This window comes from Cupriavidus oxalaticus (genome assembly GCF_016894385.1).
Classification (GTDB): Bacteria; Pseudomonadota; Gammaproteobacteria; order Burkholderiales; family Burkholderiaceae; genus Cupriavidus; species Cupriavidus oxalaticus.
Genome location: NZ_CP069811.1, coordinates 1191826 through 1213873 on the forward strand (window position 1 = coordinate 1191826; position 22048 = coordinate 1213873).

A 22048-nucleotide genomic window follows, 5' to 3' on the forward strand; every position below is an offset into this window, starting at 1 on the left:
GCCTCAGAGAAAGTGGATCTGCGAGCGGACCTGCGTGCGCGGCACCAGCGCAGACCACACGCCGATGATTTCGCGCGTGCGGTCCTGGTGCGGCACGCGCTTGCCGGTGGAGGCCAGGCCGCACACGGCCATGCTGTCGATCTCGCGGCCGACCTTGGCGGCTTCTTCGCGGGTGCGCGCGCGTGCGGCGACGCGCACCGCGATTTCGTTGGGCTCGGCCGTTGGCGCCAGCGACGCCAGGCCGTGGATCGCATTGACGCCGAGAAAATCGATATGCAGCGCGTCGGCCTGCAGGCCAGCCATGGCAAAGCGGTGCTCCAGGATCGTGCGCGCCAGCTCGGCCTTGGCCAGGCAGCCGGGGCCGGCATAGAAGAACATGTCCTCGCCGATAAAGCCCTCGGTACAGCCGAGCGAGATCTTCAACGTATCGGTGCGCGGGGCACCGGTGACGCCGCTGATGCGCACGCGGTCTGCATCCTGCTGCTCGAGTTGCGCCGTCGTGAAGTCGACCACCACGTCGGGCGTGATGTAGCGGGCGGGATCGTGCACCTCGTAGAACATCTGCTCCTTGACGGTCTGCAGGTCGATGCGCCCGCCGGTGCCGGCGACCTTGCCGATCACCGCGCTGCCATCGGGCTCGACCTCGGCGATGGGGAAGGCCAGGTTCCAGGGCTCGGGCACGTCCTTGTAGCCCGGGTCGCCGAAATAGCCGCCGGTCACTTGCGCGCCGCATTCCAGCAGATGCCCGATGGCGCTGCCGCGCGCCAGCAGCGGCACGTCCTGCGGATGGTCATAGCGCCAGCCAAAGGTGTGGATCATCGGCGCGAGGAACAGCGACGGGTCGGCCACCCGCCCGGTAACGACGACCTGGGCGCCTTGCTCCAGCGCCTTCACGATTGGCAGCGCCCCTTCGTACGGCTCGGCCGATACCAGCGTGTCGCGCAGCGTGCGCACATGGGCGCCGCTCTCCAGCAGGTGCAGGTCCTGGTCGCAGATGGTGCCGGTCAGGTCGGTGGTGGTGATGGCGGCGATCTTCACACCGGGCAGGCCCAGTTCCTGGCACAGCTGCGCAATGCGGCGCGCGGCACCGAGCGGATTGATCCAGCCCTGGTTGCTGATGATGCGCGTGCCGTTGGCGATGCAATGGGGCAGCACGGCGCGCATGCGTTCATCGAGGTAAGTATCGTAGCCGGCAAAGGCGGGGTCGCGCCTGCGCCGTACCTGCGCGGCGCAGACGGTGGCCTCTGCCATGGTCTCGAAGCACAGGTAGTCGAGGCGGCCTTCGCGCGCGCTGAGCGCCGCGGGTTCGACGCGGTCGCCCCACCAGCCGGAGCCGGAGCCGATGCGCAGTGTGGGTCGTGACGTGGACAGGTTCATGTGTGGACGCCCTGATGGAAATGAATGCGATGTCATTGCGGCTTGATCCCGGCCTCGCGGATTACGCGCGACCATTTGGCGGTGTCTTCGCGGATCACGGCGGCAAACGCAGCGGGGCTGTCGCCGCCGGGCACGGCGCCGAGCTGCTCGATGCGCTGGCGCACTGCAGGCTCGGCCAGCACGCCGGCCACCGCCTGCTGCAGCTTGCCGACCACCGCAGCCGGCGTTCCGGCCGGCGCCAGCAGGCCGAACCACGAGTTGACGACATAACCGGGCAGCCCGGATTCCTGCACGGTTGGCACGTCCGGCAGGAGCGGCGAGCGCTGCGGGCCGGTCACGGCCAGTGCGCGCACCTTGCCCGCCTGGATCTGCGCCAGCGCCGAGGGCAGGTTGTCGTACATGAGGTTGACCTGGCCGGCGAGCAGGTCCGTCATCGCTGGCGCGGCGCCCTTGTATGGAACATGCTGCATCTTGACCCTCGCCATGCTGTCCAACAGTTCGCCCGACAAGTGCGGTGAGCCGCCGGTGCTGGTCGACGCATAGTTCAGTTTCCCCGGCTGTTGCCGCGCCAGTGCAATCAGCTCGCCCACCGAACGCACCGGCAGCGTGGCGTTGGTCAGCAGCACATTTGGCGAGTTGGCCACCAGCGTGACCGGTGCGAAGTCGCGCGCCGCATCGTAGGGCATGCGCGCATAGAGGGAGGCGTTGGTGACCTGGGTGCCGAGCGTGCCCATCAGGAGCGTGTAGCCATCAGGCGAGGCCCTGGCCACCGCTTCGGCGCCGATATTGCCGCCGGCGCCGGGACGGTTGTCGATCACCACGGTCTGGCCCAGCACTTGCCCGAGCCGCTGGCCGACCACGCGCGCAAGGATGTCGGTGGTCCCGCCAGGCGTGAACGGGACGACCAGGCGGATCGGGTGCGATGGCCAGCTTGCCTCCGCATCCGCGGACCGCGCGGCGTGCACCGGTGCGGCGGATAACAGGGAGTAGGCGGTGGCGAACGCGGTGGCGAACGCCGCCGGCCACCGGACGGTGGATGCTTGCATGGCTGTCTCCTGCGGCGCCGTGGGCTCGGCGCAAATTTTGTTGGATGAAACTGTTGTGTGGAAGATGTTAGGCAAGCATGGAAATGCGGTCAAACAATGAAGAATTTATTTCATTGAATGAAAGTTGAAGCGAGGCTAGCGCGAAGTTGTCGTAGCGCCGGCCGCCCCGGCGCGCGGGCTTGTCTCATGCGGCACCAGCTCGGCTTCGTGCCGCCGCCCCAGCCACCATCCCAGCGCCGCCCATGCCAGCGCCAGGCCGGCACCGGCCAGCGCGACGGTGGCAGGGTGGCCGGAAATCGCGTCGATGGCGGTCTTGACCCATGCGCTGACCGCATCGCCGGCGCGATAGACCGCGGTGTCGATCACGTTCTTGGCCTTGTACTTGGTCTCGGGATCGACCACCGTGAACAGCATCTCGCGCCCGGGCCGCAGCAGCGCATATTCGCCCACGCGCCGCAGGATCATCACGCCGGCCAGCACGCCGAAGGTCGGCGCCAGTGCCAGCACGACGAAGCCCGCCGTGACCGCCAGCGGCACCGCGGTCAGCAGCAGCGTGACGCCGTAGCGCCGCGCCATGCGGCCGGTGAAGAACAGCTGGACCAGGATGGTCAGCGCCTGGACCGTGGCGTCGAGCGCGCTGAAGACCTGGGTTTGCCGGGTGCGCTCGGGGAAGACCTCGGCCACCAGCCGCGCCTGCTCGAAATAAAGAAAGGTGCTGGCCGTGGCCAGCAGGATCACGAACATCCCGATGCCGAGCAGGTAGCGCGAACGCAGCAACAACGCCAGCCCCGCCCACAGGCCGCCGCCGACCGGGTTGGCGGGATCGCTGGCGGCATTTGCGGGCACTTCATGGCCCGCGCCGGCGCGGCGGCGCCAGCCGAACAGCCAGCCCACGCCCGGCAGCGTCGCGGCGAGCAGCGCGGCGGACAGCAGCATCAGCCCGGTCAGCCCGATCTGCGGCACCAGCCAGCCGCCCAGCACCGGCCCGGCCAGCCCGCCCGCGCTGGCGCCGGCGGCCAGCAGCGCGAACAGGCGCCGCGCCTGCTCGGGCCGGAACACGTCGGCCATCAGGCTCCATGCCACGGACACCACGAACAGGTTGAATACCGACAGCCACACGTAGAACACGCGCGCCAGCCAGACATTGTCGGGCCACGCGCGCGTGGCGAAGGCAAAGGCGAGCAGGTTGGCGATGAAGAACGCATAGACCCACGGCACGAAGCGCCGCCGCGGCAGCCGCGCGCACACCGCGCCGTACAGCGGGATCGCCGCCAGCATGACGACGAAGGTCGCGGTGAACAGCCATTGCAGGTTCTTCACGCCGCCGGCGATGCCCATGGTCTCGCGCACCGGGCGCAGCATGAAATAGCTGGCGAACAGGCAGAAGAAGAACAGGAAGCCGGCCACCACCGCGCCGGCCTCGCCGGGGCGGATGCCGAAGCCGCGCCGCAGCCGTGCCAGGCCGCCGCCGGCGGGCGTGTCGCGCTCGGGTTCGTCCATGCGGCCCGGCGCGCGTCAGGCCAGCAGCGCGGCGATGCGCTCGCGCTGGCCCGGATCGGGCATGCGCCCCAGCGCGGCGCCGAGGTTATCGGCCATGTTGCGCGGTTTGGAGGTGGCGGGAATGGCAGCGGTCACCGCCGGATGGCTGACGATGAACTTCAGGAACAGCTGGCCCCACGAGCCGCAGTCGATGTCTCCGGCCCACGGCGGCAGCGGCCGGTCCTTGACCGCGCGGAACAGGCGGCCGTCCTGGAACGGGCGGTTGACCAGTACCGCCACGCCGCGCTCCTGGCACAGCGGCAGCAGCACGCGCCCGGCATTGCGCTCGGCCACCGAGTAGTTGACCTGGACGAAATCGACGCGCTCGTTGCGCACGATCCGCTCCAGCGCCTCGTGCGCGTCGTCGCGGTAATGGGTGATGCCCAGGTAGCGGATGCGGCCTTGTTCCTTCAACTCCCGCAGGAAGCGCAGGTTGCCTTGCCAGTCGATCAGGTTGTGCACCTGCAGCAGGTCGACCTTGTCGACGCGCAGGTCTGCCAGCGAGCGCCCCCACTGCGCCTGCGCCGGGGCGCCGGACTGGGCCGAGATCTTGGTCGCCAGGAACACGCGCTGCCGGGCGTTGGCCGCGCGCAGCAGGTCGCCGGTCACGGCCTCGGCGCTGCCATAGCTGGGCGCCGTGTCGATGACCGAGCCTTCGGTGCGCAACAGCATTGCCATGACTTCGGCCAGCGGCTTGCGCTCGGCGGCTTCGCTGCTGACGTTGAAGGTGTCGGCCGTGCCCATGCCCACAACGGGCAGGGCCTCGGTGGTGCCGGGGATGTTGCGGCGCATGGGGACGGCCACGGTGGCGGCGCCGGCGCGCAGTGGGGCGATGGCGGCGGCGGTGGCGGTCAGCCCGGCGGCCAGGGCCAGGAATGAGCGGCGGTCGATTGGCATGGAAGCGGTTCGAGGCGGGTCATACACTGGTTGACCTTAGGCGCTGGCCGGAGCCTTGTAAACCGTTGCTTCAGTGCGTTATCCCGCACGCCGCGCGGCGCGGGTACCGCCGCGCGCACCCTGCGGAGGACGGGGTGCGCGGTACGGCTTTCGCGCCTCAGATCACCGTGGCCAGCCCCAGCGTCAGCAGCAGCGCCACCACCGAGATGATGGTCTCGCACACCGACCAGGTCTTGAAGGTCTGGGCCACGGTCATGTTGAAGTACTCCTTGACCAGCCAGAAGCCGCCGTCGTTCACGTGCGACAGGATCAGCGAGCCGGCGCCGGTGGTCAGCACCAGCAGTTCGGGGCGGGTGCCCGGCACGCTGGCGGCGATCGGCGCGACGATGCCGGCGGCCGTCGTCATGGCGACCGTGGCCGAGCCGGTGGCGATGCGGATCATCACGGCGACCAGCCAGCCCAGCACCAGCACGGACACTTGCGCACTGGTGGCCACGTCGACGATGGCGGTGGAGATGCCCGAGTCGCGCAGGATGCGGCCGAAGCCGCCGCCGGCGCCGACCACCAGCGTGATGATGGCGGTGGGCGCCACGCACTCGTTGGTGAACTTGAGGATGGTGTCGCGATTGAAGCCGCGCGCCTTGCCGAAGGTGTAGAAGCTCACCAGCGCGGCGATCAGCAGCGCCATCACCGAGTTGCCGATCAGCTTGAGGAAGTCGTTGGCAAACGACTTGGGCGTGGTGAACAGGTCGGCCCAGCTGCCGATCAGCATCAGCACGACAGGCAGCAGGATGGTGAACACCGTGATGCCGAACCCCGGCAACTGGTGCGATTCCTTGACGCGCTCATCCTCTTCGGTGAACTGGTCAGCCAGCGGGTTGACGTCGGGCAGCTTGACGTAGCGGTCCATCAGCCTGGCAAACATCGGGCCGGCGATGGCCGCCGTGGGGATGCCCACGATCAGCGCATACATGATGGTCTTGCCGATGTCCGCGCCATACGCGGTCACCGCCAGCAGCGCGGCCGGATGCGGCGGGATCAGGCCATGCACTACGGACAGGCCGGCCACCATCGGGATGCCGACCACCACCATCGACGTGCCGGTGCGCTTGGCGACGTTGAAGGCGATCGGCACCAGCAGCACGAAGCCGACCTCGAAGAACACCGGCAGGCCGACGATAAAGGCGATGGTCGCCATGGCCCAGTGCACGTTCTTCGCGCCGAAGAAATCGATCAGCGTGTTGGCGATACGTTCCGCACCGCCGGACTCGGCCATCATCTTGCCGAGCATGGTGCCCAGGCCCACCACCAGCGCGATATGGCCGAGCGTGCCGCCGACACCGGCTTCGAATGACTTGACGATGTCGCCCATCGGCATGCCCACGGCAAAGCCGAGCAGCACCGAGACGACGACCAGGGTAATGAAAGGGTTGAGCTTGTAGCGCGCGATCAGCACCACCAGGGCGATCACGGCGATCAGCGCATACACCAAGAGCGTGGTTCCTGTGACGGGACCCATGTTGTCTCCTTGTGTGGAAGAAAGGGCCGCTTGTGTGCGGCAGATGTTCGTTGTTTGTTTTCTCCCCTCTCCCGCGCGCGGGAGAGGGGCAGGGGGTGAGGGCGGGAGTTTCAATGACCGGCAGCGCAAGATTGATACGCGCGGCCCTCACCCCCGGCCCCTCTCCCATTTCATGGGAGAGGGGAGCACACCGTCAGCCGGCGATTGGCTCAGGCCGCCGGCTTCTTGTACGCGATGCAGTCCACTTCGACCTTGCAGTCCACCACCATGCTCGATTGCACGCAGGCGCGCGCCGGCGGGTTGGCGCCGAAGTATTCCTTGAAGATCTTGTTGAACGAGGCGAAGTCGCGCGCATCGTCCAGCCACACGCCGCAGCGGACCACGTGCTCGGGGCCGTAGCCGGCCTCGGCCAGGATCGCCAGCACGTTCTTGATGGCCTGGTGGGTCTGCGGCACGATGCCGCCGTCGATCAGCTCGCCGCCGACCATCGGCACCTGGCCGGAAACGTAGAGCCAGCCGTCGGCCGCCACGGCGCGGGCAAAGGGCATGTGCGCGCCGCCCTGGCCGGTGCCGCCTTCCACGCCGAATCGTTTGATGTCCATGGGTACTCCTCAGAATAAGGTTTCAAATGCTCGTCGTCCCCGCGAAGGCGGGGACCCAGCGACTTTCAAAGACGCTGGATTCCCGCCTGCGCGGGAATGACGGTAGTGGATGGAGAGGTGTCGCCGTCCGCGCCGCGCGCCAGGAAGCGTCCGGCGCGGATCCCGGTCGACTGGCGCTGCTGCCATGACAGCTCGCCATTGACCCAGACCGCGGCAATGCCTTCGGCGGGCTGCATCGGGTCGGTGAAGCTGGCGGCGTCGCGGATGGTCGCGGCGTCGAACAGCACCAGGTCGGCCCAGTAGCCATCGCGCACGAAGCCGCGGCGATGCAGGCCGAAGCGCTCGGCTGACAGGCCGGTCATCTTGTTCACGGCAACGGTGAGCGGAAACAGCTCGCGGTCGCGCGCATAGTGGCCCAGCACGCGCGGGAACGCGCCCCACAGGCGCGGATGCGGCAGCGGGTCGTTGGGCAGGCCGTCCGAGCCGACTACCGTGGCGGGGTGGCTCAGGATGCGGTCGACGTCTGCATCTTCCATGCAGTGGTAGACGGCGCCGGCGGGCATCAGCCGGCGCGCGGCCTCGTGCAGGTCGACCTGCCATTCGGCGGCGATATCGGCCAGCAGCCGGCCGCCCATCTCGGGCGCGCCTTCGGACCACGTCACCATGATGTCGAAGTCGCTGGTGACCTGCTTCAGGTCCAGCGTCGACGAGCTGGCGGTATAGGGGTAGCAGTCGCAGCCGACCGGCTGCCAGCGCTGCGCGCCGTCGAGGGCGTCGAGCACCTCGGTGCTGCGGCCCCAGTTGTCCACGCCCGCGCACTTCAGGTGCGAGATCACCACCGGCACGCGCGCATGGCGGCCGATGCGGAAGGCTTCGTCCATCGCGTCGAGGATCTCGGCGAACTCGCTGCGCAGGTGCGTGGCGTAGAGCGCGCCGGCATGGGCCAGCGGCTCGGCCAGCGCCAGCACTTCCTCGGTCGGCGCGTGGAAGGCGTTGGCGTAGGCGAGTCCGGTGGACAGGCCCAGCGCGCCGTGCTGCAGCGATTCTTCCAGCTGCGCGCGCATGGCCGCGATTTCCGCGGGCGTGGCGGCGCGGTCGAGCCGGTCCATATGGTTGCTGCGCAGCGCGGTATGGCCCACCAGCGCGGCGACGTTGATCGCGGGCTGCGCGGCATCGACGGCGTCGACGTAGGCCTTGAAGCTGGGGTAGCGGAACGCGTCGGCATGGCCGAGCAGATTCATCGGGTCGGGCGGATCGCCCGACAGCGTCACCGGCGCGGCGCTGATGCCGCAGTTGCCGACGATCACGGTGGTCACGCCCTGCGACAGCTTGGGCGTCATCTCGGGCTGGCGCACCACGTTGGTATCGTCGTGCGTATGCACGTCGATAAAGCCCGGCGCCAGCACCAGGCCGTGGCCTTCGACCACGTGCGCGGCGGCATCGGGATCGATCGCGCCGCCTTCATCGATGCGGGCAATGCGGCCGTCGCGCAGCGCCACGTCGGCCAGGCGCGCGGCGGCGCCGGAGCCGTCGATCAGCGTGACGAAGCGGATCAGGGTATCGAACAGGTGTGGCATGGTCAGTCTCCCAGCGGCTGGCGGCTGTCAGGGCCCAGGCCGGGGCTGGTCTCGCCCCGGTGGCTGTCCAGCACGTACTTGAGCCGGCGCAGCCGCTCCTTGCTCTGGTCCTGCTGCAGCAGCGCGCACTGGGTGGCCAGCACGTCCAGCACCATCAGCATCGCGTAGCGCGACGCCGACGGCTTGAAAATGAAATCCGTCTCCAGCGTGCGCACCGGCAGCAGCACGTCGGCGCGCGCGGCCAGCGGCGAGCCCAGCGCGGTCACCGCGACCAGCCTGGCGCCGTATTCGCGCGCGATCTCGCAACTGGCCAGCATCTCCGGCACGCGCCCGCTGGCCGAGAACGCCAGCACCACGTCGTCGCGGCTCAGCGTGGCCGCCACCATCTTCTGCAGCAGGCCGTCCTGGTAGCTCGCCACCGGCTGGCCCAGCCGCGCCAGCCGGTGGCGCGCCTCGTCGGCCATGAACGACGAGCCGCCGCCCATGCCGAAAGCGTAGACCATGCGTGCGCCCAGCAACAGGCGCGCGGCGTCTTCGATGCGCTGCGCATCCATCAGGCCGCGGTTGACTTCGAGCGCGGTCAGGATGTCGGCATGGATGCTGTCGGCCAGCGTCGCCGGGGCTTCGGCGGCCGCATCGGCGCCGCCGGGTTGCAGGAAACGCGCACCCACCGCGGTGGCCTGTGCCAGCCGCAGCTTCAGGTCGCGCACGTCGCGGCAGCCGATGGCCTTGGCGAAGCGGGTCACGCTGGCCTCGCTGACGCCGGCCTTGCGCGCCAGCTCATTGATGCTCGCCGCGGCGGCGCCGGCCAGGTCTTCCAGCACCACCTGCGCGACCTTCTGCTCGGCCAGGCGCAGCGCGGGGCCGCGCTCGGCGATGCGGGTCAGGATGTCGAAGGGTGCGGTCATGGCTGGTGGCTGGGCAGGGCCCGGAGGCAAAGTGACGCAGGCGGCAGGCGCTGTCCGAAAGGGCTATAACAGTGACGGGCGCGGCCTTGGGCGTTGTCTCCGCAGTTCCCTGTGTGCTGTCAGCGTGTTACTTTATAACAAGGATGAAATATCTTATTTTCAGGGCTATCATTACGTCAATCAGATTTTTTCAGGGTGATGGCAAGCATGCGTGAAATAAAGTATCAGGCCGGCGTGATCGATCCGCTCAACAAGGCGCTGGGGCGACTCGAAGCCCCCCTGGCGCCCGGCGCCGCCCGCACCGGCTGGAGCCTGCTGCAGGAAGAACTGAGCCTGCCGGCCGCGGTGCTTTACGAAGACCGGCTTGCGCACAACCTGGAATGGATGCGCCGCTTCATGGGCGAGTACGGCGTGCAGCTTGCGCCGCATGGCAAGACCACCATGGCGCCCAAGCTGTTCGCGCGCCAGCTCGGCGCCGGCGCGTGGGGCATCACGCTGGCGACCGCGCACCAGACCGCCGCGGCGCATGCGCACGGCGTCAAGCGGGTGCTGATGGCCAACCAGCTGGTGGGCCGCCGCAACATGGAAATCATTGCGGACCTGCTGCGCGACGATCCGGCCTTCGAGTTCTTTGCGCTGGTGGACTCCGCCGCGCTGGTCGACCAGCTCGGCAAGTTCTTCCAGGCGCGCGGGCAGACGCTGCAGGTGCTGCTGGAACTGGGCGTGGCGGGCGGGCGCACCGGCGTGCGCGACGACGCGCAGCAACAGGCCGTGCTCGACGCGCTGGCGCGCTGGCCGCGGGCGCTGTCGCTGGCGGGTGTCGAGATCTATGAGGGCGTGCTGAAGGAAGAGGCCGATATCCGCGCCTTCCTGCAGCGCACCGTGGCCGTGACGCGGCAACTGGCGCAGCAGGGCCGCTTCGGCCGCAGCCCGGTGGTGATGTCGGGCGCGGGCTCGGCCTGGTATGACGTGGTCGCCGAGGAATTCGCGCGCACCGACATCGGCACGCCGATCGACATCGTGCTGCGCCCCGGCTGCTACCTGACCCATGACGTCGGCATCTACCGCGCCGCGCAGCAACGCATCCTGGCCAGCAACCCGGTCGCGCAAAAGATGCGCGAGGGCCTGCTGCCGGCGCTGCAGCTGTGGGCCTACGTGCAGTCGATCCCCGAGCCGGACCGCGTCATCATCGGCATGGGCAAGCGCGACGCGGCCTTCGATGCCGGCATGCCGATCCCCGCGCGGCTGTACCGCCCGGGCAGCGAAGCGCCGGTCGACGTACCCGCGCACTGGGAAGTGACCGGCATGATGGACCAGCACGCCTACCTGCAGGTCAAGCCGGGCGACGACATCCAGGTCGGCGACATGATCGCGTTCGATATCTCGCACCCGTGCCTGACTTTCGACAAGTGGCGCCATATCCCGGTGCTGGATCGAGACCTGCGCGTGATCGACATCGTGCAAACCTTCTTCTGAGGCGGGCCGCCCCATGAGCATCGATATCCTGGCCTACGGCGAGCCGCTGGTGGAGTTCAACCAGCAGCCCGACGATCCCGACCGCTACCTGCAGGGCTTTGGTGGCGATACCTCCAACTTCTGCATCGCCGCGGCACGGCAGGGCGCGAGCACCGGCTATGTCAGCGCGGTGGGCGCCGATACCTTCGGCGAGCGCCTGCGCGCGCTGTGGACGCAGGAGCGGGTCGATACGCGCTACGTCCATGTGGACCCGTCCGCGCCGACCGGCGTCTATTTTGTCTCGCACGACAATCACGGCCACCGCTTCGACTACCTGCGCGAAGGCTCCGCCGCCAGCCGCTACCAGCATGAGCAGCTACCGCTGGGCGCGATCGCCGCGGCGCGCTACCTGCACCTGTCGGGCATCAGCCTGGCCATCAGCACCAGTGCCTGCGATGCCGGCCTGGCGGCGATGGAGCACGCGCGCAAGGCCGGCACCAAGGTCACGCTCGACACCAACCTGCGCCTGCGGCTGTGGTCGCTGGCGCGCGCGCGCGGCATCATGCGCGAAGCGCTCGCGCTGACCGACGTGTGCCTGCCCAGCTGGGACGACATCACCGTGCTGACGGGGCTGGATGACCGCGATGCCATCGTCGATTACCTGCTCGGCTGCGGCATCGGCCTGGTGGCGCTGAAGCTGGGCGAGGAGGGCGCTTACGTGGCCACGCCCGAGTCGCGCACGCTGGTGGCACCGTATCCGGTCAAGCCGGTCGATGCCACCGGTGCCGGCGATTGCTTCGGCGGCAGCTTCGTCGCGCGCCTGGCGGCGGGCGCCGACCCGTTCGAGGCCGCGCGCTACGCCAACGTGGCCGCGGCGCTGTCCACCACCGGCTATGGCGCGGTGGCGCCGATCCCCGATGCGCAGGCCGTGATGGCCCGGCTGGCCGAATCGGTCTCCGTGATCGGCGGCTGAACCGGCCGCTGAACTGACCGCTGAGCCCGCTGCATTCCCTGACTTTGCTTTCCTGAACCCTTCACCCCGAGACAGATATGCAAAACCAGACTTCCCCGCTGCTTCCCCTGCTGGCCGACGTGCCGGTGATCCCCGTGCTGGAATTCCAGTCGGTCGACGAGGCCCTGCACGTGAGCGAGGCGCTGGTCACCGGCGGCCTGCCGCTGCTGGAGATCACACTGCGCACGCCGGTCGCGCTGGAAGCCATCAAGGCCGTGGCCGCCGCGCTGCCGCAGGCGTGCGTGGGTGCGGGCACGGTCCTGACGGTGGAGCAGCTGCATGCCGTGCGCGATGCCGGCGCTCAGTTTGCCGTGTCGCCCGGCCTGACGCCGTCGCTGGCGGAGGGCGCGCAGGGCGCGGGGATCTCGCTGTTGCCGGGGGTGGCCACCGCCAGCGAGGCCATGCTGGCGCTGGAAGCCGGCTTCACCTTCCTGAAGTTCTTCCCGGCGCAGGCGGCCGGCGGGGTGCCGATGCTGAAGTCGCTGGGCGGACCGCTGCCGCAGCTGCGCTTCTGCCCGACCGGCGGCATCGATGTCGCGCTGGCGCCGACCTACCTGGCCTTGCCCAACGTGGTGTGCGTGGGCGGCTCATGGGTGGTGCCCAAGGACGCGGTGGCGGGCAAGGACTGGGGCCACATCCGTTCGCTGGCCGAGCAGGCACGCGCGCTGCGCAGCAAGGGCTGAGCGCGCCGGCTGGCCCGGCAAAGCAAAACGGCACGCCCCTCGGCGTGCCGTTTCTGGTTGCCGACGCGGCCAGGCCGCATCGTTGCGCGGTTTGGCGGTCCGGCTTACTTGTGCCGGTCCGCCGAGCTTTCCAGCTTCTGGCCGCCGCGCTGAATGTCTTGTCCGAGTCCTGCCATCGTGTTGCAGCCAGCCAACAGGGTGGCAAACAGAACGCACCAGATCCAACCTTTCTTCACGCCGGGCTCCTTTCCATTCGGTTGAGGGTTTGACGCAGATTTTACCGTCGCTGCCGGCGCGGTTGATATCTGGTATGTGCCAATTTGTAAATCGTGCAATCGGTGCAACAGTTAGTGCAACAGTTGATGCAACAGTTGCCATGGCGCGGGCCGGCTTGACCGCTTCAGCCGGCCGGCGCCAGCAGCTCGCGGGCGCGCTGTTGAACGGCGGCGTGTGTCTGCATCAGCCAGGCCGCCGGGAAAGGCTGTGCCAGCAGGTAGCCCTGCACGCTGTGGCAGCCCCAGGCGCGCACCACGTCCAGTTGCTGCCGGCTTTCCACGCCCTTGGCGCAAACCGCCGCGCCGGCGCGGCGCGCCATGACGCAGGCGCCATGCAGCCGCTCGGCCAGGTCCGCGCCGCCGCCGCGCGCGCCGCCATGGCCCAGCCGGCGTACATCGAGCGAGACGCTGTCAGGCCGCAATGCCTCCAGGGCAAGCCGGCTGCCGGAGCTGTCGTCGAGATCGCCCAGCGCCAGCCGTACCCCCAGGCGGCGCAAGTCGGCAACCCGATCGAGGATGCCGCCGTCCTGGGGCACCGCGCTGGCAGGCAGCTCGATGCACAGGCGCTCCGCGGCGATGCCGCCTGTGCCGATGGCCTGCGCCAGCGCATCGACCATCTGCGGGCGGTGCAGCTGCGCGCTTGAGGCCAGCAGCGTAAATTGCAGCGGCGCAAGCGCTTCGGCGCTGCGCACCAGCGGCAGCACGCTGTCGAGCAGCCAGGCGCCGATGCGTCCAGCCAAGCCGAGTGTTTCCGCCGCCGGCAGGAAGTCCTGCGGCGCCACCCGCCCCAGCACGGGGCTGTGCCAGCGCAGGCGCACGGTATAGCCGCTGACACGGGCGCCTGCAAAGTTGGCGTGCGGCTGCAGTTGCAGGCTCAGTTCGCCGCGCTCCAGCGCCTCGGGCAAGGCGGCCAGCAGCGGAGCGGTGGGCGGGGCAGCGGGCTTGTCGGCGCGCGCGAGGCCGGCGCCGCCCTGGCGGACGACACGCAGCATGGCATCGAAGGCCTGCTGCACGCTGCGCTCGGCGGGGACGTCGGGGTGGTCGGTGGCCATGCCGATGCTGCTGGAGATAAACAGCTCGAAGCCATCCAGGAGGAACGGACGGGACAGGTCGGCGGCAATGCGCTCGGCAATGCGCTCGGCAATGGGCCCGGCATCGGTGCAGCCGGCCGCCAGTGCCGTGACCGCGCCCAGGTCAGACGCCGCCACCCAGTGCATGACCGCTCCCTGCGGCAGCAGTGCTGCAATGCGGGCCTGCACCAACGCCCGCAGGCGGGCGGCGCGGTGCGGGCCAAGGGTCTCGCATGCGCTGGCAAAGCGGTCGAGCCGGAGCGCCAGCACAGCGGCTGGCGCCGCGCCCTCGGCACGGCGCGCGGCCAGCGCGCACAGCAGTTCGGCCGGCCGCGCCGGGACCTTCGCATCGGACGGCGCTTGTGGGCTTCCCGATGCGCCTGTTGGCGTTCCGCCGAGGTCGTCGGCATCTGGATGCATGAATCGTCTTGCGGGCGGTGCCGTGCTGGCGGCGCTGTCCCGCGTCTCCCCGTTGTCAGTGTTCCACGCCTGGCAGGACCGCCGGCGCGGGCCGGCTCCTGTCGTCAGGTGTAGCGGTGCATACCTGCTGCAGCCGCAAACCGGACTGCAAGGCGCGATCATAAGCCAAGCCGGGCGGCAGGCGCTTGCAAGTTGCGACACGTTGCGGACTGCGCACCTGCCGCTTGACGGGAATCAACAAGGCGGCATCGGGCAACGGGGGGGGGGGTGACCGGCCAGATGCGCGGCATCAGCCGGTCGTTTCTTCCTCTGGACCGTTTTCTGGCGGCAGGCGCGAGGCCAGCACCTTGTCGATGCGCTTGCCATCCATGTCGATGATCTCGAAGCGCCAGTCGCCCCATTGGACGCTGTCGGCGATCTGCGGCAGGCGTCCGAGCAGCAACAGCAGCATGCCGGACAGCGTGTGATAGCGCTCCTTTTCTTCCTCCGGCACCTGGCGCAGCCCGATGCGGTCCTTCAGTTCGGGGATGGGGATCAGGCCGTCGAGCAGCCACGAGCCATCGTCGCGCTGCACCGCCCATTCCTCGCCGGCGGCCGCGGCCTTGAATTCGCCGGTGATGGCTTCGATCAGGTCCTGCAGCGTCACCAGCCCCAGCACCTCGCCGTATTCGTCGATGACGAAGGCCACCTGGCCGCCCGAGGCGCGGAAGTTTTCCAGCAACTCCATCCCGGTCACGCTTTCGGGCACGAATACCGCCGGCTGCACCACGGCCATCAGGTCGGCCTCTTCGCCGCGCAGGCGGCGCGCCAGCAGCTGGCGCGCGCTGACCACGCCGACGATGTCGTGCATGCCGCCGCGCACCGCCGGGAAGCGGGAGTGGTCGGATTCCTCGATACGGCGCAGGTTTTCCTCCAGTGGCGCGTCCACGTCCAGGTAGACGACGTCCCCGCGCGGCACCATCAGGGAGGCCAGCTGGCGATCGTCAAGGCGGAACACGTTGCGCACCATGGTGTGCTCGTGCTGCTCGATCACGCCCGCCTCGGAGCCTTCGACCAGCAGTGCATGGATTTCTTCCTCGGTCACGCCGGGGCCGCTATCGGTCTTGGTGCCGAGCAGGCGCAGCACCAGCCGGGTGGAGCTTGACAGCAGCTTGACGAAGGGCGTGGACGCCACCGCGAGCCAGGAGATCGGGCGCGCCACCAGGCGGGCAATCGCTTCGGGGGCCATCTGGCCCAGGCGCTTGGGCACCAGTTCGCCCAGCACGATGGAAAAGTAGGTCAGGCCCGCCACCACGATCGCGGAGGCGACGTAGCCGGCGGTGGACTCTGCCATGCCAACGCTGCCGTGCAGCCAGGCGCCGAAGGGCTGCGCCAGCGTTGATTCGCCGACCACGCCGTTGAGCACGCCGATCGACGTGATGCCGATCTGCACCGTCGACAGGAAGCGTGTGGGATCCTCGCCCAGCTTGACGGCTTCGATCGCGCCCCGGTCGCCGTTCTCGATCTGCCGCTGCAGGCGCGCCTTGCGCGCGGTGACCAGCGCGATCTCGGACATCGCGAACACGCCGTTCAGCAGGATCAGCGCCAGTAATATGGCAATTTCCATCAAAGTGCGCGCCCTTTGCGCGCGGGGTGTTCAAAGAGGTCAAGCATACCATCCGGCTGTTACAGGAAGTCGTCGCAGTGATGCCTGCGTCGCAGTGCCAGCAAGGCCGACAGCCGGCAGGGAATTGCCGCTATTACCTGGCAGGTAGTCGCTCCCGGCGCCCGGCCATGCTGTAATAAGCGCATGGAAACGCTGACTCCCGCCTCCGAAGCCACGCTCGACTTCCCCGGCCTGCTGCGCTACTGGCGCGGCAAGCGCGGCTACAGCCAGCTCGCGCTGTCGCTGGCCGCCGGGGTGTCGCAGCGCCACATTTCCTTCCTGGAATCCGGCCGCGCCCGCCCCAGCCGCGAAATGGTGCTGGCGCTGGCCGAGCGCCTGGGCGTGCCGCTGCGCCAGCGCAACCGCATGCTGCTGGCGGGCGGCTTCGCGCCGGCCTACAGCGAGCATGCGCTGGCCTCGCCGCCGTTGCAGATGGTGCAGCAGGCGATCGCACTGATCCTGTCCAAGCAGGAGCCGTACCCGGCCGTGGTGCTGGACCGGTTCTGGAACCTGGTCGACGCCAACCAGGCTTACCGGCGCATGCTCGATACGCTGCTCGACGGACGCGCGCCCGCGTCGCTGGAGGGCGAAGGCGGGCAGGGCGGCGGGCCGCGCCAGGTCAACCTGATGCTGTCGGTGTTCGATCCGCAAGGGCTGTGGCCGGTGATCGAGAACGCGCGCCAGGTCGGACGCTACCTGTTGCGGCGCGTCTGGCAGGAATTGCAGGTGCAGGCGCACGACCAGGCCGCGCGCGCGATCTTCCATCGCATCGCCGCGTGGCATCCCGACATGGTCGGCCCCGGCGGCGTGCTGCTCCCGGAGGACGACGGCGCGGAAAGCGCGCCGCCACCGGTGCTGCCGGTGGTGCTGCATGCCGGCGCGTTCCGTGCGTCGCTGTTCTCGACGCTGACCACGCTCGGCATTCCGCAGGACATCACGCTGCAGGAGCTGCGTATCGAGTCCTTCTTTCCCGCCGACGAACCCACGCGCGCCCTGTTTGAAACGCTGGGCGCCGCGCAGCCAGCGGCGCTCAGAAGCGGTAGCGCAGGTAGATGACGTGGAAGGTGGTGCCAGGGTTGGGCTCCTTGATGCCAGCATTGGACAGGTGCTGGAAGCGGTAGCCCGCGGTAAAGCGCCGATCCGAGCCGACGGTCACGCCCAGGCCGGCGTATTCAGAGAACTGGAACGCCGTGGAAATGACATGGTCGTCCGAAGTGCGTGTTCCCGTCAGCAAGCGCGGGCCGACCGACAACTCGAGGAAAGGCGCCCACGCGTGCTTCCACCAGCCGATGCGGACCACCGGCGAGGCGCCGAACTCCCACAGGTCATGCGGATTGTTGTCGCTGCTGCTGTTCCAGCGCGCGATATTGACTTCCCATTGGAGGTCGACCAGCCAGCCCTGCGGATTGCCCCACGCAAAGCCCGAATCCCACAGCATGGCGACCTCGGCCTTCTGTACGTGATGGGTCTCGTCGAAGCCGTAGCCCAGCTGCACGGCCGGCGCGGCGTGGGAGATGCCGAGGCAAAGGGGAAGGGCCAGCAGGCTCGCGGCGGCGTGCCGCACGACCAGCGGCATTAAGCGCGCTGCAAAGGGGCGCTGTCGATGTCGCCGATGCCTGGTGCGCGCTGCCGGCGCGGGAGGGAGGTCGCAACAACTTGCATGGCGGTCTTGTCTGGCTTCTTGGTCTTGTCGTGGCATGGGAAGCAAGGCTTGGGATGCTGCGTTGCTGTCGGACCGCGCATGGGGCGGCGCCGCAACGGGCGTCGCCACGCATGGCCGGCCTCCATATCCTATTTGTAGTACACGGGTCCGCACATTGCTGGCCGGCAGTGTGGCGCGATGCCGTTCGCGCGCATGCGCAACCGGTGCAGAGCCGCCAGATCATGCGTGTCGTGTGCGACAATGCGGCTCGCTTTTCCCGTCTATATGAGGGCAATTCAATGATGTTCCGCATTTTTCGGCATGCTGCCGCGCTGGCCGGCTGCATGCTCGGCCTGGCCGTGCCGACTGCTCATGCCGAAGGCAGTGCCATGCCGGCCCAGCCTCCGGCCGCGGCAGCCGGCCTTTATGAATGCCAGGTGCAGGGCGCCGGCACCGTGTTCCGCTCCACGCCCCGGGAAGGCTGCCACCTGGTGGCTGCGCCCGACCCTGGCGCGCCCGATCCGCAGCGCTGGTTGCCGCTGATGGGTGCCAACGGCGTGATCTCGTACTTCGACCAGTCCGCGATCCGGCGCCAGGGCGCGCAGGTCGGTGTCGTGCTGATGCGCAATTCACCGGCGGGCGTGATCCGCACCGCCAACGGCGAACCGATCCGCTCGTCGCTCAAGCGCATGGTGCTCGACTGTGCCACGTCGATGTTCGCGGTGGTCGAGCAGACGCTGTACAGCAAGCGCTATGCGCGCGGCAATTCGCTCTATACGATCCGTGCGCCACAGTACGGCACCTTCCAGCCTGCCGGCCCCGGCACGATCGCGGGTGAACTGCTGCGCAGGCTGTGCCGCTGAGTTGATCTCAGCGCCCCGGCGGCACCGGCTGCCGACAAGGCTGCACCGGCCAGGGCCGACAGCCAGCACAAGGCCAAGGCCTGCCGGTACCAAGGACCCGATGACGAAGAAAGGCGCCTGAGCGCGCTGCCGCGCCGGACGACGGCCAGCCTTGTGGCACGCGATGCCGTGCCTTCCCGGGGGGAAGGGCAGGGTCGTTGCGGCGGGTCGAGACAGGGGGCTTCGGCCTTAATGCCGTTCAGTTAAGGTATCAAGCCCCACCGTCATTCCTGCGAAGGCGGGAATCCAGCGTCTTTTGAAGTCACTGCGTTCCCGCCTTCGCGGGAACGACTGTGGTTAACTGAACAGCATTAGGGCTTCGGCCTCCTTTTTTTGGGGTTCTTGCACGACAGCTTTGCGTGCGCACCCGCGCACGTTATGCTAGCGGGCATCGTGCCCGGCACTGGCGTGCGGCGCTGCGCCGGCGCAAAGCAACCCTCGGACAGGAGGCGTCCATGGCAGCGCTTGCAGCATGGTGGCGGCAAATCGCAATCCTGTGGGCGCTGGCGTGCCTGCCGGCATGGGCGGCCACGCAGGCAACTGCACCAGCACCAGCGCCGGTACCGATCGCCGTGCCCAGCGGCGAGGTCGCGGAACTGCGGCTGATGGACCGTCCCATCGCCATGCTGCGCGCAGCAATTGGCGGCGCGACGCCGGCCATGCGCGTAGCGCGCGCCCAGCAGTTGTTCGACGGTCTTACCGAAGCCGAACTGGCCCAGCCGCTCGGGCAGCTCAGCGGCACCCTCGGCGATGCGCCGATGATCGCGTTCCGGCTCGGCGACCGGCTGTTGTTCGCCCTGGCCGTGCAAGATCTTTCCCCGGAAGACAACCTCACGCTGGAGGCTGCGGGGGCGCAGGCCGCGGCGGCGCTGCGCCAGGCCATTGCCGCGCGGCGCGCGCACCTGCACTGGCCCAACCTGGTGCGCGGGATGGCACTGAGCCTGTTGGGCCTGGGCGTGCTGGCCGTGCTGGCCTGGGGCGTCTCGCGCGCAAGCACGGCGCTGCGCGCGCGCCTGCGCACGGCATTGCAACGCCACGTGGCGCTGCACCTCGAACGCCGGGCCGGCCAGTTCGACTGGACCGGCACGCTCTTCCAGCTGGTTGCACGCCTGGTGCAGATCGTTGCCGTGGGCGTGGTGCTGGTGCTGGTCTTTGCCTGGCTGGAGTTCGCGCTCGAACAGTTTCCGCTGACGCAGCCGATGGGCGACCGCATGGGCGCGTTCATCCTTCACCTGCTGTCGGACATTGCCTTGTCGATGGTTGGGGCGGTGCCTGGGCTGGTGACGGCAGTGGTGATCCTGCTGATCACCCGTGCTGTGCAGCGGCTGGTATCGAACATCTTCAAGGCGGTGCAGAAGGGCCAGATCTCGGTGCCAGGGCTGCATGCCGAGACCGCCGGTGCCACGCGGCGCCTGGCCGCGGCGTTGATCTGGGCGCTGGGCTTCACCTTTGCCTACCCCTATATCCCCGGCTCGGACAGCGATGTGTTCAAGGGCCTGTCGGTGCTGCTCGGCTTTATGGTGACGCTCGGCTCGGCCAACGTGGTCAACCAGCTGATGAGCGGCATGGTGGTGGTGTACTCGCGCGCGCTGCGGCGCGGGGACATGGTATGCATTGGCGACACCGTCGGCACGGTGGCCTCGCTCGACGCGCTGTCGGTCAAGGTCATCAACCTGCGCAACGAAGAGGTGACGCTGCCGAACGCGGTGGTGGTCGGCAGCGCGATCCACAACTACACCCGCCACGGCAGCGTGCGCGATACCGGCACGACAGAGGGCTGGCAGGCCGCGATGATTTCGACCTCGGTCACCATCGGCTACGACACGCCATGGCGGCAGGTCCATGCCATGCTGCTGGCCGCCGCCGCGCAGGCCGAACATGTGGCGGCGTCACCGACGCCGTTCGTGCTGCAGCGTGGCTTGTCGGATTTCTATGTCGAATACGAACTGTTTGCCGCGCTGGATGATCCGCGCAATCGGTTCTTCGCGCTATCCGCGCTGCACGCGGCGATCCAGGACCAGTTCAACACGCACGGCGTGCAGATCATGTCGCCGCACTTCATGGCGCAGCCGGAGCAGGCCGTCTACGTGCCCGAAGCCAGATGGTTCGCGCAGCCGGGCAGCGCACAGATCGATCCGGCCGCACGGCCGCACCGGGCGCCGTCGCGCGCCGCATGAGCACGGCCGGCGCACTGCTCGTACGCGCACCGGGCGCCTGCCTCAGCCGTCGACGTGGCGGGCCTTCCATTGCCCGCTGGGCTGCTTGCAGAACCAGCCTTTCCAGTGCTCCTGCGAGCTGCCGCGCTTGAGCTCCGACTCCAGCCGCCGGCACTGCTGGCCCTTGTCGGTCTTGCTTTCGACAGGGGTGATGGTGCCATCGACCTGCGGGCGCCGGCCGTTGGCCGGATAGGTCCAGGTCACCGACTGGCCGTCGGCGGTATCGTTCAGCGCCTTGCGCACCGACTGCGACAGCGAGGCACCTTCCTTCTCGTTGAGCGTGCCGATGATGGATCCGCTCAGGTAGTTGTCGAAGTACGCGTGGGCCGGCGCGGCCATGGCGAGCAGCAGCGTGGAGCCGAGCACGCCGGCGATGGCGGCACGGGTGACGGCGCGGACGGCAGGGCGGAACGGGCGGTCTGTTTGCCGAGGCAGCATGACGATTCCTTTGGCTTCATGTTGGCGTGCCGCGAGCCGGGGGAAGGCATTGCGCGGGCAAGCCGGATGGGTCGTTTGGGTGGCATTGTAAGCGCAATGCCGGGCTGGCGACGACCACTTTGCCGCATTGCGGCGGCGCCGGCGCGGTTGACACCGGCGTAGCGCTGACCTAGCGTTGATTGCTGCCCCAACGCTTGCCATCCCTTGTTCCGCAGCGGCTGTCAGCGGTGCAAACCGCAAAGGCAAGCGCCTTTCCCCCGAGAGGAGACCCCATGAAGCTGCGCTATCTCATCATCGGCCTGGCTGGTGCCTACGCCTTCGGCACACTGCATGCCCAGACCGGCAAGGCCGACAAGTTCAACCCCTACACCGACGGCGCCAGGCAGGACAAGTTCAGCACGTACACGGACGGGGCCAGGCAGGACAAGTTCAGTCCCTATTCGGATGGCGCAAAAAGCGACAACGTGACCTCGCTCAACCCCGGTGCGCGGCCTGATCAGATGGAACCGATCCAGGGTGGCGCGCAGAAATTCGATTCATTCAGCCAGGGTGGCATGAAGAGCGGCAAGTTCGATACCTATTCCGAAGGCGCCAAGAGCGGCAAGTTCGATCCCTACAGCGACGGGGCTAAAAAGTAACACCGTATTAAACGTGTCGAGCGCGGGGTGCCGGGACGGCACCCCGGCCAACCGCGCTGATCGGGAGGCCGGTGAGCTTAGTGCTCGCCTGCGCCTGCGCCGGTGTGACCTGAACGCCCGCAAAGCCTTGCCCGGAGCGGCTTTCGGGCAACCTCACCAACATTTTGTTTCAAACCTTGCGTGATCG

General features: G+C 68.5%; 20 protein-coding genes. 7 read left to right on the plus strand and 13 right to left on the minus strand.

The window, feature by feature from the left end; translation table 11 throughout:
* Window positions 1–3 precede the first annotated feature (3 nt).
* The 8 genes from JTE92_RS05305 to JTE92_RS05340 form a co-directional block, all read right to left on the minus strand.
* Window positions 4–1377: an acyclic terpene utilization AtuA family protein gene (locus JTE92_RS05305; protein ID WP_063240275.1), complete on the minus strand. Its 1374-nt coding sequence runs from the start codon at window positions 1375–1377 to the stop codon at window positions 4–6.
* Between the two features lie 32 nt (window positions 1378–1409).
* On the minus strand, window positions 1410–2423 hold the full coding sequence (locus JTE92_RS05310) for a Bug family tripartite tricarboxylate transporter substrate binding protein (protein WP_084254693.1): 1014 nt from the start codon (window positions 2421–2423) through the stop codon (window positions 1410–1412).
* A gap of 135 nt (window positions 2424–2558) precedes the next feature.
* Window positions 2559–3923, minus strand: coding sequence for an NTP/NDP exchange transporter (locus JTE92_RS05315; RefSeq protein ID WP_063240274.1), 1365 nt, complete (start codon window positions 3921–3923; stop codon window positions 2559–2561).
* Window positions 3924–3938: 15 nt separating this feature from the next.
* A complete protein-coding gene (locus JTE92_RS05320; RefSeq protein WP_063240273.1) occupies window positions 3939–4859 on the minus strand; it encodes an aldo/keto reductase in 921 nt (306 codons plus the stop codon).
* Window positions 4860–5016: 157 nt separating this feature from the next.
* On the minus strand, window positions 5017–6378 hold the full coding sequence (locus JTE92_RS05325) for a GntP family permease (protein ID WP_063240272.1): 1362 nt from the start codon (window positions 6376–6378) through the stop codon (window positions 5017–5019).
* Window positions 6379–6587: 209 nt separating this feature from the next.
* Window positions 6588–6980 (minus strand): RidA family protein, encoded by a 393-nt coding sequence (locus JTE92_RS05330; RefSeq protein ID WP_063240271.1) that lies wholly within the window; start codon window positions 6978–6980, stop codon window positions 6588–6590.
* 65 nt (window positions 6981–7045) lie between these two features.
* Complete coding sequence (locus JTE92_RS05335; RefSeq protein WP_063240270.1) at window positions 7046–8557, minus strand: N-acyl-D-amino-acid deacylase family protein; 1512 nt, start codon at window positions 8555–8557, stop codon at window positions 7046–7048.
* Between the two features lie 2 nt (window positions 8558–8559).
* Window positions 8560–9465: a MurR/RpiR family transcriptional regulator gene (locus tag JTE92_RS05340; RefSeq protein WP_063240269.1), complete on the minus strand. Its 906-nt coding sequence runs from the start codon at window positions 9463–9465 to the stop codon at window positions 8560–8562.
* Between the two features lie 207 nt (window positions 9466–9672).
* On the opposite strand from JTE92_RS05340, the gene JTE92_RS05345 reads away from it, so the two are divergent.
* The 3 genes from JTE92_RS05345 (at window position 9673) to JTE92_RS05355 (ending at window position 12615) form a co-directional block, all read left to right on the plus strand.
* Window positions 9673–10941 (plus strand): amino acid deaminase, encoded by a 1269-nt coding sequence (locus JTE92_RS05345; protein ID WP_063240414.1) that lies wholly within the window; start codon window positions 9673–9675, stop codon window positions 10939–10941.
* A 13-nt stretch (window positions 10942–10954) separates the two neighbouring features.
* Entirely contained in the window at window positions 10955–11893 is a 939-nt protein-coding gene (locus JTE92_RS05350; protein WP_063240268.1) for a sugar kinase, read from the plus strand.
* Window positions 11894–11970: 77 nt separating this feature from the next.
* The gene (locus JTE92_RS05355; protein ID WP_063240267.1) at window positions 11971–12615 is read left to right on the plus strand and encodes a bifunctional 4-hydroxy-2-oxoglutarate aldolase/2-dehydro-3-deoxy-phosphogluconate aldolase; all 645 of its coding nucleotides are present in this window, start codon (window positions 11971–11973) and stop codon (window positions 12613–12615) included.
* Window positions 12616–12719: 104 nt separating this feature from the next.
* Here JTE92_RS05355 and JTE92_RS05360 read toward each other — a convergent pair whose 3' ends face one another.
* The 3 genes from JTE92_RS05360 to JTE92_RS05370 all read right to left on the minus strand — a co-directional run bounded on the left by JTE92_RS05360 (window position 12720) and on the right by JTE92_RS05370 (window position 15986).
* Complete coding sequence (locus JTE92_RS05360) at window positions 12720–12851, minus strand: entericidin A/B family lipoprotein (RefSeq protein ID WP_010814145.1); 132 nt, start codon at window positions 12849–12851, stop codon at window positions 12720–12722.
* Between the two features lie 164 nt (window positions 12852–13015).
* Window positions 13016–14380 (minus strand): GGDEF domain-containing protein, encoded by a 1365-nt coding sequence (locus tag JTE92_RS05365; protein WP_063240266.1) that lies wholly within the window; start codon window positions 14378–14380, stop codon window positions 13016–13018.
* Window positions 14381–14669: 289 nt separating this feature from the next.
* Window positions 14670–15986 (minus strand): hemolysin family protein, encoded by a 1317-nt coding sequence (locus tag JTE92_RS05370; protein ID WP_063240265.1) that lies wholly within the window; start codon window positions 15984–15986, stop codon window positions 14670–14672.
* Between the two features lie 183 nt (window positions 15987–16169).
* On the opposite strand from JTE92_RS05370, the gene JTE92_RS05375 reads away from it, so the two are divergent.
* Window positions 16170–17081 (plus strand): helix-turn-helix domain-containing protein, encoded by a 912-nt coding sequence (locus JTE92_RS05375; protein ID WP_063240264.1) that lies wholly within the window; start codon window positions 16170–16172, stop codon window positions 17079–17081.
* Here JTE92_RS05375 and JTE92_RS05380 read toward each other — a convergent pair.
* Window positions 17056–17601: an acyloxyacyl hydrolase gene (locus tag JTE92_RS05380; protein ID WP_063240263.1), complete on the minus strand. Its 546-nt coding sequence runs from the start codon at window positions 17599–17601 to the stop codon at window positions 17056–17058. The two genes, JTE92_RS05375 and JTE92_RS05380, sit on opposite strands and share 26 nt — an antisense overlap.
* A 365-nt stretch (window positions 17602–17966) precedes the next feature.
* Between JTE92_RS05380 and JTE92_RS05385 the strand changes: the two genes are divergently transcribed.
* Together JTE92_RS05385 and JTE92_RS05390 are read left to right on the plus strand one after the other, a co-directional pair.
* Window positions 17967–18530: a surface-adhesin E family protein gene (locus JTE92_RS05385; RefSeq protein ID WP_063240262.1), complete on the plus strand. Its 564-nt coding sequence runs from the start codon at window positions 17967–17969 to the stop codon at window positions 18528–18530.
* A 494-nt stretch (window positions 18531–19024) separates the two neighbouring features.
* Entirely contained in the window at window positions 19025–20746 is a 1722-nt protein-coding gene (locus JTE92_RS05390) for a mechanosensitive ion channel family protein (protein WP_116386942.1), read from the plus strand.
* Window positions 20747–20788: 42 nt separating this feature from the next.
* Here the strand turns inward: JTE92_RS05390 and JTE92_RS05395 are convergent, their stop codons facing one another.
* A complete protein-coding gene (locus JTE92_RS05395) occupies window positions 20789–21223 on the minus strand; it encodes an RT0821/Lpp0805 family surface protein (protein WP_063240261.1) in 435 nt (144 codons plus the stop codon).
* Between the two features lie 272 nt (window positions 21224–21495).
* On the opposite strand from JTE92_RS05395, the gene JTE92_RS05400 reads away from it, so the two are divergent.
* Window positions 21496–21861: a hypothetical protein gene (locus tag JTE92_RS05400; RefSeq protein ID WP_063240260.1), complete on the plus strand. Its 366-nt coding sequence runs from the start codon at window positions 21496–21498 to the stop codon at window positions 21859–21861.
* Window positions 21862–22048: the final 187 nt, after the last annotated feature.